Origin of the sequence: Borborobacter xinjiangensis, from assembly GCF_047739745.1 — a bacterium.
Taxonomy (GTDB): Bacteria; Pseudomonadota; Alphaproteobacteria; order Rhizobiales; family Rhizobiaceae; genus Pseudaminobacter.
This window is the reverse complement of record NZ_JBLLVA010000002.1, coordinates 153,982-166,619: the sequence shown is the minus strand read 5'-3', so window position 1 is coordinate 166,619 and position 12,638 is coordinate 153,982. Positions and strand designations below refer to the sequence as shown.

The 12,638-nt window shown below is 61.9% G+C and carries 11 protein-coding genes; 2 read left to right on the top strand and 9 right to left on the bottom strand.

Annotated features, from left to right (window positions below):
* Positions 1 to 7: 7 nt before the first annotated feature.
* From ACLKMW_RS02980 to ACLKMW_RS02950, 7 genes are all read right to left on the bottom strand, one after another.
* A complete protein-coding gene (locus tag ACLKMW_RS02980) occupies positions 8 to 1,180 on the bottom strand; it encodes an ABC transporter substrate-binding protein (RefSeq protein WP_415722891.1) in 1,173 nt (390 codons plus the stop codon).
* A 251-nt stretch (positions 1,181 to 1,431) separates the two neighbouring features.
* Positions 1,432 to 3,057 (bottom strand): AMP-binding protein, encoded by a 1,626-nt coding sequence (locus ACLKMW_RS02975; RefSeq protein WP_415722890.1) that lies wholly within the window; start codon positions 3,055 to 3,057, stop codon positions 1,432 to 1,434.
* 1 nt (position 3,058) lies between these two features.
* On the bottom strand, positions 3,059 to 4,216 hold the full coding sequence (locus tag ACLKMW_RS02970) for an acyl-CoA dehydrogenase family protein (protein ID WP_415722889.1): 1,158 nt from the start codon (positions 4,214 to 4,216) through the stop codon (positions 3,059 to 3,061).
* A gap of 1 nt (position 4,217) precedes the next feature.
* Entirely contained in the window at positions 4,218 to 5,030 is an 813-nt protein-coding gene (locus ACLKMW_RS02965; RefSeq protein ID WP_415722888.1) for an enoyl-CoA hydratase family protein, read from the bottom strand.
* The gene (locus ACLKMW_RS02960) at positions 5,023 to 5,517 is read right to left on the bottom strand and encodes a MarR family winged helix-turn-helix transcriptional regulator (RefSeq protein WP_415722887.1); all 495 of its coding nucleotides are present in this window, start codon (positions 5,515 to 5,517) and stop codon (positions 5,023 to 5,025) included. Before ACLKMW_RS02960 ends, ACLKMW_RS02965 begins: the two co-directional genes overlap by 8 nt.
* Positions 5,514 to 6,275 carry an SDR family NAD(P)-dependent oxidoreductase gene (locus ACLKMW_RS02955; protein WP_415722886.1) on the bottom strand — a complete coding sequence of 254 codons (762 nt, stop codon included), beginning with the start codon at positions 6,273 to 6,275 and terminating at the stop codon, positions 5,514 to 5,516. The genes ACLKMW_RS02960 and ACLKMW_RS02955 overlap by 4 nt, the downstream gene beginning before the upstream one ends.
* Positions 6,272 to 8,572: a bifunctional salicylyl-CoA 5-hydroxylase/oxidoreductase gene (locus ACLKMW_RS02950; RefSeq protein ID WP_415722885.1), complete on the bottom strand. Its 2,301-nt coding sequence runs from the start codon at positions 8,570 to 8,572 to the stop codon at positions 6,272 to 6,274. Before ACLKMW_RS02950 ends, ACLKMW_RS02955 begins: the two co-directional genes overlap by 4 nt.
* Positions 8,573 to 8,739: 167 nt before the next feature.
* Between ACLKMW_RS02950 and ACLKMW_RS02945 the strand changes: the two genes are divergently transcribed.
* Positions 8,740 to 9,564 carry an alpha/beta hydrolase gene (locus ACLKMW_RS02945; protein WP_415722884.1) on the top strand — a complete coding sequence of 275 codons (825 nt, stop codon included), beginning with the start codon at positions 8,740 to 8,742 and terminating at the stop codon, positions 9,562 to 9,564.
* A gap of 38 nt (positions 9,565 to 9,602) precedes the next feature.
* On the top strand, positions 9,603 to 9,839 hold the full coding sequence (locus ACLKMW_RS02940; RefSeq protein WP_415722883.1) for an Lrp/AsnC ligand binding domain-containing protein: 237 nt from the start codon (positions 9,603 to 9,605) through the stop codon (positions 9,837 to 9,839).
* Between the two features lie 46 nt (positions 9,840 to 9,885).
* Here ACLKMW_RS02940 and ACLKMW_RS02935 read toward each other — a convergent pair whose 3' ends face one another.
* Both ACLKMW_RS02935 and ACLKMW_RS02930 read right to left on the bottom strand, forming a co-directional pair.
* Entirely contained in the window at positions 9,886 to 10,650 is a 765-nt protein-coding gene (locus ACLKMW_RS02935) for a heme ABC transporter permease (protein WP_415722882.1), read from the bottom strand.
* Positions 10,651 to 10,720: 70 nt separating this feature from the next.
* Positions 10,721 to 12,496 (bottom strand): glucan ABC transporter ATP-binding protein/ permease, encoded by a 1,776-nt coding sequence (locus tag ACLKMW_RS02930; protein ID WP_415722881.1) that lies wholly within the window; start codon positions 12,494 to 12,496, stop codon positions 10,721 to 10,723.
* Positions 12,497 to 12,638: the final 142 nt, after the last annotated feature.

Here is a 12,638-nt window from a genome sequence, read left to right as displayed (position 1 = left end):
GCGAGCCTTACTGAGTGGCTTCCTTGAAGCCCTTGCCTGAAACGACCATCTTGATGACGTTGCCGGGCACGTCGCCGTTCTTGTCGAACTCGTGGCTTCCGGAGGCGCCTTCGTAGTTGATGTCCTTGCCTTCGGCGAGCAACTTCTTGGCCTTTTCCCACTCGCCGGGGAGGATCACTTCACCAGGCTCGGACGACACTTCGCGCACAGCCGCGCTGAGCCCTTCCCGGGTGTCCTTGCCAACCTTTTGGATGGCGAGCGCGATCAGGAAAGCGGCGTCGTAGGACTGAGCGCCGAAGCTCGACGTCGGATCGAGGCCGGCCTCCTTGGCGAGGTTATTGTAGACCTCGGTGCCGGGACTGGTGGTGTTGCCGATGCGCACACCGATCATGCCGTCCAGCTTGCCTTCGCCGATATTCGTCACGATCGCGTCGCCGACCATGCCGTCGCCGCCAGCGAACTTGCTGAAGTCGCCGCCTTCCAGCGCCTGACGGATGATGGTCGAGCCGGAGCCGTCGACATAGGCAAGCACGACCAGGAGTTCGGCGCCCGACGCGGACAGCGAGCCGATCTCGGCGCGGTAGTCGGCCTTGTTGTCCTCATGCGCTTCCTTGGCCGAAACCGTGCCGCCCAGCTCCTTGAACGATGCCTCCAACGCGTCGGCAAAGCCTTTGCCATAGTCGTTGTTGACATAGGTGATGGCGATGTTCTCGTTGCCGTCTTCCTTCAGGAGCTTGGCGAGAATCTCGCCGCTATAGGCATCCGACGAAGTGGTACGAAACACCAGATCCTTGTCGTTGAGTGCGGTCAACGCCGGTGAGGTCGCCGCCGGCGAAATCAGCAGCACGCCGCCGGGAATGGCGGCATTGTTGGCGGCCGCGATCGTCTCGCCCGAGCAGAGCGGGCCAACCAGCGCAGTCACCTTCTCGGAGTTGACCATGCGGTCGGCGGCGTTCGAGGCAGCCGTCGCATCGGCGCAGGTCGAGTCGGCTGAAATGAAGTTGATCTTCTGGCCGTCGAGGATGCCACCCTGGTCATTCACATGCTTGACGGCGAGTTCAGCGGCCTTGAAAATCGGCGGGACAAGGCTTTCGATCGGACCGGTGAAGCCGCCGAGGAAGCCGACCTTGACGTCGGCGCTGGCGGGGGCCGCCCCGGCCAGCAGGGCGCTGCCGAGCATGGCCGAAGCCAACAGCCTTCTAGTGGTGCATTTCATAGCTTCTCACTCCCTGTGTGATACTTGATTGTAGTCCAGCTCAGCGCGATCCCCGCGCCTTCCTCCAAGTATGGCCGGTTGCGTTCCCAGGCGCCAGCCTGATTGAATTGAATATGCTCCCAGCCCTATTCTGCTCCTACAGAACTGCATCGCATCGAACAAGGCCCGGAATTTTGAGGCCCGCCGACGAAGCGACGCATACAACCATTTCCCGGTTATTTTGTTGCGTTTTTCTTGAGTATGAAGCGCTGAATCTTTCCCGTCGCAGTTTTCGGCAAAGCGTCCAGGAATTTTATCGAGCGCGGATATTTGTAGGGGGCGATCGTCTGCTTCACATGTTCCTGAAGCGTCTTGATCGTCAAAGCATCGGCGGCGGTACCCTCCATCAGTACCACATGCGCCTGCACGATCTCCCCGCGTGCGTCATCGGGCACACCGATTACCGCGCATTCGGCCACGAATTCGTGTGCGAGCAAGACCGCCTCCACCTCGGGGCCGGCAATATTGTAGCCGGAGGAAACGATCATGTCGTCGGAACGCGCGGCGAAATGGAAGTAGCCGGCCTCATCCTGCGAGAATGAATCTCCGGTCAGATTCCAGCCGTCGCGCACATAGGTTCTTTGCCGCCGGTCGGCGAGGTAGCGGCAACCGGTCGGACCGCGCACCGCAAGTTTTCCGATCTCGCCGCGCGGCTTCTCATTCATATCGTCGTCCACGACCTTGGCTTCGTAGCCTCGGACCGGCTTGCCGGTCGAGCCCGGCGCGGAGTCGCCGAAGCGGTTGGAAATGAAGATGTGCAGCATCTCCGTCGAGCCGATGCCATCGAGCATCGGCTTGCCGGTCTTCTGCATCCAGGCGTCATAGACCGGAGCCGGCAAGGTTTCGCCGGCCGACACCGCAGCACGAAGGGAACTGAGGTCCGCCCCCTCGTCCATGGCAGCCAGCATGACGCGGTACGCGGTCGGTGCGGTGAAGCTGATGGTGGCCTTGTAGGTTTCGATGATCTCGATCATCTTCGGCGGTGTTGCCTGTTCCAGCAGCGTTGCGGCGGCCCCGAAGCGCAGCGGGAAAATCGCCAGACCGCCCAGGCCGAAGGTGAAGGCCAGCGGCGGCGAGCCGACGAAGATGTCGTCCGGCGTTACCGAAAGCACCTCCTGGGCATAGGCATCGGCGATGATCAGCAGATCGCGATGGAAGTGCATCGTGGCTTTGGGCTCGCCTGTCGTGCCGGAGGTGAAGGCGAGCAGCGCCACATCATCGCGGCCTGTCGGCACCGCATCGAACCTCACCGGCTTGTCGAGTGCGACCCGATCGAGCTCGGCATCGTGATTGGCGGTGCCGTCGAAGCCGACGACCTGCTTCAGGAAGCGGCTCTCCTTGGCGCAGGCGATCAGCTCGTCCTTGATGCGTGTATCGCAAAGCGCAAAGCTGATCTCGGCCTTGTCGACGATCTTGGCAAGCTCACCTGCCCTCAACATCGGCATGGTGTTGACGACGACCGCCCCGACCTTGGTGGCGGCAAGCCAGCACGCGACCATGGCCGGGTTGTTGGGAGAGCGGATCAGGACCCGGTTGCCCGGCTTGACGCCGTAGTTCTCCACCAGGGCGTGAGCGATGCGGTTCGACCAGTCGGCAAGTTCCTTATAGGTGCGCCGACGGCCATTGCCGATAAGCGCGGTATTATCGCCGAAGCCCTTGGCGACCAACGCATCGGAAAGCTCGTAACCGGCATTCAGGATGTGCGGATAGTCGAACCCTTCGAGCAGGAAATCCGGCCATTCCTCCATCGGCGGCAGGTTGTCCCTGGTGAAGGTGTCGATATGCGCCGATGGTCCAAGCATTTCAGCCTCTCGCAAGTGTCTGGCGGGCGATTATGACCTTCTGGACGTCCGAGGCGCCCTCGTAGATTCTCAACGCACGGATTTCACGATAGAGACGCTCGGTGACGCCGCCCTTGCGAACGCCGTCGCCTCCATGGATCTGCACCGCCTTGTCGATCACGCTCTGCGCGCGGTCGGTGGCGTAGAGCTTGGCCATCGCCGCTTCGCGGCTGACGCGGGTAGCCCCGGAATCCTTGAGCCAGGCGGCGCGGTAGATGAGCAGCGCTGCGGCGTCGATATCGAGCGCCATGTCGGCGATATGGCCCTGCACCATCTGCAGCTCGGCCATCGGCGCGCCGAACAGCTCGCGCGAGGTGGCGCGCGCAACCGTCTCGTCCAGCGCGCGCCGGGCAAAGCCGAGTGCGGCGGCGGCAACTGTGGAGCGGAACACGTCGAGCACCGACATGGCGATGCGAAAGCCCTCGCCCGGCTCGCCGATCATTGCGGTTTTCGGCACGCGGCAGTTTCTAAACACCAGCCGCGCCAGTGGATGCGGCGCGATCACCTCCAGCCGCTCGGCAATCTCGAGTCCCGGCGTGGCGGCAGGCACGACAAAGGCCGAAATGCCCTTCGCGCCCGGCCCTTCGCCAGTGCGGGCGAAGACGGTATAGACATCGGCGATGCCGCCATTCGATATCCAGGTCTTCTCGCCGTCGAGTATGTAGCTGTCGCCTTCTGCGCGCGCCGAAAGCTCGAGATTGGCGACATCGGAACCGGATTTCGGTTCGCTAAGCGCGAAAGCCGAAAGCGCGGTGCCGGCGCGCGTCTTGGTCAGCCAGTCGCGCTTCTGCGTCGGCGTGCCGAACAGCGAGATCGCGCCAGTTCCGAGCCCCTGCATGGCAAAGGCGAAGTCGGCCAGCCCGTCGTGACGGGCAAGCGTTTCACGGATGATGCAGAGACTGCGCACATCGAGGCCGTTGCCCGGATGGTCGGGATCGACAGCGGAATATTCAAGCCAACCGCCCTCGCCCAGCCTCGTGACCAGCTCGCGGCAGGCCTCGTCGACGTCCGCGTGATCGATCCCGCTCAGGCTGACCGCCGCCCAGCCCTCAAGCACCTCGGCCAACTCGCGATGGCGCGGCTCGAAAAAAGGCCAGTCGAGAAAACTGCGGTCGGCCACCTCAGTCGCCTTTGAAAACCGGTTTCTGGCGTGCCACGAAGGCATCATAGGCGCGTTTGAAGTCTGCTGTCTGCATGCAGATCGCCTGCGCCTGCGCTTCGGCCTCGATCGCCTGCTCGATCGACATCGACCACTCCTGATTGAGCATGGTCTTGGTCATCATGTGGCCGAAGGTCGGCCCCTCGGCCAACCGTTTCGCCAGTGCCAATGCTTCGGCATCGAGCGAGCCGGCATCGACGATGCGGTTGAAAAAGCCCCAGCGTTCGCCTTCCTCGGCGCTCATGGTGCGGCCGGTGTAGAGCAGTTCGGAGGCGCGACCCTGACCGATGATGCGCGGCAGGATCGCACAGGCGCCCATATCGCAACCGGCAAGGCCGACGCGGGTGAACAGGAAGGCCGTTTTGGCTTCCGGCGTCGCCAAGCGTATGTCCGAAGCCATGGCAATGATTGCACCGGCGCCGACGCATACACCATCGACGGCGGCGATGACCGGTTTGCCGCAATTGACCATTGCCTTGACGAGGTCGCCGGTCATGCGGGTGAAATTCAGCAGGCCCTTCATGTCGAGATCGAGCAGCGGGCCTATGATGTCGTGGACATCGCCGCCCGAGCAGAAATTGCCGCCGTTGGAGCCGAACACGACAGCCTTGATGTCGTCCGCATAGACCAGAGCGCGGAACACATCGCGCAATTCCGCATAGCTGTCGAAGGTCAGCGGGTTCTTGCGCTCGGGGCGGTCGAGCGAAATGACCGCGATGCCGTCCTGCGCGCTCCAGCGGAAATGCTTCGCTACATAACCGGCCATGTCAGTCATTGCCGTCGATCCTCGCTGTGAGCTTCGGAGACTTCCCGACCGAGCCCAGAATGGCGATCATGCGTTCGCAGTCCTCCGACGGCAGATCCTCCAGTATGTCGCTGACCCAGATCGCATGCGCGTCGGCCATGCGCTCGAACTCCTCCAAGCCTCTCCTGCTCAGGCGCACCAGCGTCGCCCGCTTGTCGCCCTCCACCGGAACACGCAGCAGCAGACCATCGCCGACGAGGCGCTCCACGATGCCGGTGACATTACCGTTCGAAACGCGCAAGGCCGCCGAAAGCTCGCTCATCTTCAGTCCGTTTTCGAAACGGTAAAGGGCCGCCAGCACGTCGAAGCGCGGCAAGGTCGTGTCGAAATCCACCCGCAGATTCTCGCGGATCGTCGCTTCTATGCGCTTGGTCGCCTTCAACATGCGCAACCAGACGCGGACGCGCTGCCTGACCATATCCGGGGGCGACGTTTCCCCGACCTGCCTCATGTTCATATTTCGCCTCCGGAAATGGAAAGAGCCTGCCCGGTAACCGACGCCGAGTGGGGCCCGCATAGATAAAGCACGCTCTCCGCCACCTCTTCAGGCAGCACGAAGCGGCGCTGCGGATTGCTGCGCGTCAGTTCCTCCGTGACCTCCTGGCGGCTCCTGCCGGTTTTCTGCATGATGTTTTCGATCGAGCGTTCCAGCATCGGCGTCAGCGTGAAGCCGGGGCAGACGGCGTTGACCGTGATACCGGTATCGGCAAGCTCCAGCGCCAGCGAGCGCATTAGGCCGATGACGCCATGCTTTGCGGCACTGTAGGCGGAAACATAGGGATAGCCCTTCAGACCGGCGGTCGAGGCAACCGCAATCAGCCGGCCCTCACCGCGTTTCCTCATGCCGGCGAGCGCGTGCTGAAAGGTCAGGAACACGCTGGTCAGGTTCACATCGAGCATTCGCCGCCACAGATCGACGCCGGTGCGGTGGAAGGGTGCGCTCTCGGCGCTGCCGGCATTGGCGACGACGATATCGAGATCGCCAACCTCATCGGCAATGCGGGAAAACAACGCCCGCACGGAGGTCTCATCGGTGATATCGGCATTCATCGCCACAATGTGCCGCGAGCCGGCTGCCACTTCCGCAAGTGCCTCCATGCGTCGGCCGGCGATCACAACGGTGGCGCCGGCATCGGCAAGCGCCCTTGCGATCACCGCGCCCATGCCCGAGCCGCCACCGGTAACCAAGGCGCACTTTCCGGACAGGTCGCTCATACCGGCCGCTCCAGCGCTGCCGCCTCGGCGGCGCGCTCGGCAAGGCGCCGCAACTGGTCGCGACCGGGTAGATAGGGATCCGGCCAGGCCTCGATCGTATCGCCGAGCTGCGCCGCTGCGCGCAGGGTCCAGTAAGGATCGGTCAGATGCGGGCGGGCAAGGCAAACCAGGTCAGCGCGGCCGGCAAGCAGGATCGAATTGACGTGATCCGGCTCGTAGATATTGCCGACGGCCATGGTGGCCATGCCGGTTTCGTTGCGGATGCGGTCGGAAAACGGCGTCTGGAACATACGGCCATAGACGGGGCGGGCGAGCTGACTGGTCTGCCCCGCCGAGACGTCGCAGATATCGACGCCGGCCTCTTGCAGCATCCGCGCGACCTCGACCGCTTCCGGCGGGGTCACGCCCTCTTCGCCGACCCAGTCATTTGCCGAAATGCGCACCGACATCGGCTTCTCGCGCGGCCAGACCTCGCGCACCGCATGGTAGACCTCCAGCGGATAGCGCATGCGGTTTTCAAGGGCACCGCCATATTCGTCCGTGCGATTATTGGTAAGCGGGGTGATGAAGGACGACAGCAGATAGCCGTGAGCGGCGTGGATTTCGAGCATGTCGAAGCCGGCGCGGTTGGCCATCTCGGCCGACGCGACGAACTGGTCGCGCACACGCAGCATGTCGGCGCGGGTCATCGCCCGCGGCGTCTGGTTTTCCGCCGACCAGGCGATCTCGGAAACCGACATAACCGGCCAGTTGCCCTGCTTCAACGGTTTATCACCGCCTTCCCAGCCGACACGGGTCGAACCCTTGGCGCCGGAATGGCCGATCTGAGCGCAGATCTTCGCCTGCGTTTCGCGATGAACGAAGTCGACGATGCGCTTCCAGGCGACCTCATGCTCAGGCGCATAAAAGCCCGGACAGCCGGGCGATATCCGCCCTTCCGGGCTAACGCAGGTCATTTCTATATAAAGAAGCCCGGCCCCACCTTTGGCGCGTTCACCATAGTGCACCAGGTGCCAGTCGGTCGGCGTGCCATCCACCGCCTTGTACTGTGCCATCGGCGAGACGACGACGCGGTTCTTCAGCTCCATTTCACGCAGCCTAAACGGCGCGAACATCGGCGCGCGGCGCGTGCCCTTCGCCGCCCCTGCCCGCTCCTGAAACCAGGTCTCCGCACTCTCCAGCCACGCCTTGTCGCGCATGCGCAGATTTTCGTGGCTGATGCGCTGCGAACGCGTCAGAAGCGAATAGTTGAACTGCACCGGATCGAGGTGGAAATAGCGTTCGACCTCCTCGAACCACTCCAGAGAGTTGCGCGCCGCTGACTGCAGGCGCAGCACCTCGGTGCGCCGCTCGTCCTCATATCTGGTGAAGGCAGTTTCCAGCGACTTTTCCGTATGCACCAGCTCCGCCAAGGCGATCGCGCTCTCCAGCGCCAGCTTGGTACCCGAACCGATCGAAAAATGCGCCGTTGCCGCCGCATCGCCGAGCAGCGCGATGTTCTTGTAGGACCAGCGTTTGCACAGGACACGCGGGAAATTCAGCCAGGCCGATCCACGAATGTGGCCGGCATTGGTCATCAACTCATGACCGTCAAGATATTTGGCGAAGATGCGCTCGCAGACGCGGATGCTCTCCTGCTGGCTCATCTCACCGAAACCGAATTTCTCCCAGGTTTCGGTGCTGCACTCGACGATGAACGTCGCCGTGTCATGATCGAACTGGTAGGCGTGAGCCCACACCCAGCCGTGCTCGGTCTCCTCGAATATGAAGGTGAAGGCGTCATCGAACTTCTGATGCGTGCCGAGCCAGACGAATTTGCAGGCGCGCACGTCGATATCGGGCTCAAAGGCGTCGGCGAATTCGGCCCTTGCCCGCGAGTTCAGCCCATCGGCGGCGACCACCAGATCAAATTCATCGGCATAGCCGGCGACATGATCGACATTTGTCTCGAAGCGCAGTTCCACGCCGAGCTCGCGGGCGCGGGCCTGCAAAAGCAGCAGCAACTGCTTGCGCCCTATGCCGCAAAAGCCATGCCCGGTGGAAACCGTCCGCGCGCCTTTGAAATGAACCGCTATGTCGTCCCAATAAGCGAAATGCGCGCGGATTGCCGCGGCGCTCTCCGGATCGTTGGCCGCAAGATTGGTCAGCGTCTCGTCGGAAAGCACCACGCCCCAGCCGAACGTATCGTCCGGCCTGTTGCGCTCGATCACCACTATCTCGGAATCCGGCGCGCGCAGCTTCATGCTGATGGCGAAGTAAAGGCCGGCTGGTCCTCCACCGAGACAGGCGATCTTCATCAGCACCAACTCCGCTTCATCGCAAAAGGATGGCACTGCGCCGGAGTAATTTCAAGCATGAAGTTTCAAGCTTGAAATTATCCGAAAGCACCTTGCATTGGGTGCTCGCGGCGTGATCATTGATCGAAAGCGCGCGCGGTGCATCGCGCCTCGGAGCGAGCGGCGACATGATGAAAATTACAGACTGGGACGATGCCTATTCAAATGCTGCCCATATTCCCGACGGCCAGTCTTATGTCGGCCGCTGGACGGCGCAGGCCGCGGCGTTTCGGGAAAAACTTCTCCATACCACGAGGATGAGACAGGATATCGCCTATGGCGACCATGAGCGAAACCGCTACGATCTGTTTTTGCCGGAAGGAACAGCCAAGGGCCTCGTGGTCTTCGTTCATGGCGGCTATTTTATCGCGTGCGATAAGTCCATGTGGTCGCATCTGGCGGCCGGATCGCTGGCGCATGGCTATGCTGTCGCGGTTCCTTCCTATGTGCTCTGCCCCGACGCCTCCATCTCCAATATAACCAGGCAGATCGCTGTGGCGATCGCCGCGGCTGCCCGCGAAATCGCCGGCCCGATCTTTCTTACCGGTCATTCCGCGGGCGGGCATCTCGTCAGCCGGATGAGCACGACAACGACGCCCTTGGCCGCGGAAGTCGCCGGGCGCATCCGCAAAACCGTCTCGATCTCGGGACTTCACGATCTGCGGCCCCTGATCAATACCAAAATGAACGCCATGCTGCGGCTTGATGCTGCTGAGGCGCGGGCCGAGAGCGTTGCCCTTCTCGATCCTGTCGCGGGTACGGATATTACCTGTTGGGTCGGAGCGGAGGAGCGACCGGAATTTCTGCGGCAGAACGCGCTACTGGAAAATCTCTGGAGCAGTTTCGATGTCCGCGTGTCGAGCGTTGAGGAGCCTGGCCGCCATCACTACAATATCATCGATGGGCTGACCGACTCGTCTCACGGGCTGGTGCGAACATTGCTCGGCGTATAGGAACAAGTCTAAATCATCCGAGAGCCACCGGAGGTCCCGTGCAAACCGTATTCGTCCAGCTACAATGCAAACCCGGCCAGACCTATGCCGTGGCCGATCAATTGTATGAGCGCGAAGTCGCATCTGAACTTTATTCAACCAGCGGCGACTATGATTTGCTGATGAAGATCTATGTCGAGGATGACGTCGATATCGGCAAGTTCATCAACGAGAACATCGCCAATGTCGAAGGCATTGTGCGCTCGCTGACCACACTGACCTTCAAGGCTTTTTGAAGCAGCTTCGACCCTGCTTCGGGGGGCGCCGTTCAGCGCTGTGATTTCAGGAACTTTTCCTGTCCGCACGCCGTGCTGCAATATAGCGCATCACCATCACACGGCGGCGCATGATCTCGGTTCGCATGGCCATCAGGTGCAGCACGAAAAACAGCACCGTGAAGCCCACCGCCACGATTAGAAGCGGCCATAGCAAGCTTGGATGGATCGTCGGGCCATCCAGCCTGAACACCGAGGCCGGCTGGTGCAACGTGTTCCACCACTCGACCGAAAATTTGATGATCGGGATGTTGATGAAGCCGACCAGCGTGATGATCGCGGCCGCGCGCGCCGAGCGAGCCGGATCGTCCAGCGCCCGAGTGAGCGCGATGATGCCGAGATACATCAGGAACAGCACGAACACCGAGGTCAGCCGAGCGTCCCACACCCACCAGGTGCCCCACATCGGTTTGCCCCATATCGAACCGGTGACCAGCGCCAGCGCGGTGAAGACCGCACCGATCGGCGCCGCCGCTTTCAAGGACACGTCTGCCAGCGGATGACGCCACACCAGAGTGCCGAGGGCCGAAATCGCCATCAGCGAATAGCACATCATGGCGATCCAGGCGAAAGGCACATGGATATACATGATGCGGACGGTAATGCCCTGCTGATAGTCCTCCGGCGCCGCGAAGCCCAGATAGAGGCCAAAGGCCAGGCAGATTGCTGCTGCTGCCGCCAGCCACGGAACCACGGCATCGGCCAGCGCGATGAAGCGCGTGGGATTGGCGAGGTCCAAGAGGCGGCGCGGCCGTGAGGCTGTCTCAGTCATGCGGCCACACTAGACAGCCAACGCGAAATCGGCAATGCGGGAGCTCGCCGCAGGTGAGCCCCGCGAAGCCTCAGGCCGCCTCTTCGTGCAGCGACACGTGGCTGAGTTGACGCACATCCTCGTCGGTGAGCAGGCCACCAGCTCGCAGAAGCGCGGCGAAACGGCCATTCGTCTGCGACAGCTCGTTGAAACCGCCCATCTCGACGATGCGGCCATTGTCCATGAAGACGATCAGATCGGCGTCACGGACAGTGGTGAGGCGGTGAGCGATGATGAATGTCGTGCGCCCCTGGCGGACACAGTCGATGGCATCCTTGACGCGCGATTCGGTCTCGACGTCCAGCGCGCTCGTCGCTTCGTCGAGAATCAGGATCGGCGCGTTCTTGAGGACGGCGCGCGCGATGGCGATGCGCTGGCGCTCCCCGCCGGAAAGCTGCCCGCCGCGCTCGCCGACCTTGGTGTCGTAGCCGGAGCTTTTCATCAGGATGAACTCCTGCGCAGCGGCGGCTTCGGCTGCCGCATGCACGTCGCCATAGCTGGCATCCTCACGACCGACGCGGATATTCTCCTCGATCGAGCGATTGAACAGACCCGCGTCTTGGAACACCGTAGCAATGGACTGGCGCAACGACTTCTTCGTGACGCCGCGTGTGTCCATGCCGTCGATCAGGATGCGACCTTGGTCCGGCGTATGGACGCGCTGGAGCAGGTTGATCAGCGTCGTCTTGCCGGCGCCCGTCGGGCCGACGATAGCGATAGTCTGGCCGGCATGAACCTCGAAGGAAATGTCCCGCACGCCCTGCCCCGAATTGGGGAATTCGAAATTGACGTTCTCGAAGCGGACATGACCGGTCACGTTCTCAAGCTCGCGCAGGCCCTCCGGTTCCGTGCGAATGGCCACTGAATCCTCCAGCTCATAGAAGGTTTCGAGCTTGGCACGCGCCTCGAAAATCTGATTGACGAAATTCGATATCTGATCGAGACGGCCGATCAGCAGAGCGGCAAAGCCGGTGAAGGCCACGATGTCGCCGATGCGCAGCTCGCCGCGCGAAACCAGCCACGCCCCGATCATGAGCACGACCATCATCGAGATGGTGGAGGCAAGCCGATGCAATGCGCTGGCAAGCGCCCACCAGTCGAGCACGGGATACTGCGCCTTGAGCAGATCGCGGGCATGCTCCTTCAGCTTCTGCGTTTCCTGGCCGATGCGGTTATAGCTTTGCAGGATGGCGACATTGGTCACCGAGTCGGTCACGTGGGCGAGCACGTCATGGTGATGCCCCTCGACCTTGGCCTGACCGTCCTTGGTCTTCTGCATGACCACACGGCCGATCAGCACGTAGAGCGCACCAAGCGCAAGCAGCACCGCGGCCATGCGAACATCGAGGGAAATCGCGGTCGGCACCAGCAGCACCAAGGCAACGGCGGTGGTGAGGTGTTGGCGCATGAATTCAAGCCAGAGGCTGAACAGCGTCTCGACAGCGCGCAGCATCGTGTGAAGCGCATTCGACGTGCCGCGCTCATGGTGCCACGACAAAGGCATGGTAATGGTCTGTTCGAACGACCGGCACAGCACGCCGATGCGCAGCGAGTGCGCCAGCCTGTCGGCACCGCGCGCCACCAGCACATAGGCGACGATGTTGAACACGCCGAGGCTCGCCCACAGGGCAAGTGTCGGCAAAACTTCGCCTTCGTCCGAAATCGCATCGATCACCCGCCCGAACAGGATAGGTTCGGCGATCGTTACAATAGCGAGGACGATGTTGGCGGCGCAGATGAAGATCACGCGCTGTTTTTCGGCAGCAAGATACCGGAGCGCTCTAAAATAGACTTCCAGCAAGGACACGGGAACTCACCTCGTGAGATCTTAAAATTATGTGGCGTGCCGTTACCGGTTGAAAGCATCGCCTACGCCACCGCAAGACAATGCTCACATACAGGCTCAGTTCCGCTTTTTCGAACAACATACGACAACCGGACGAAATCTG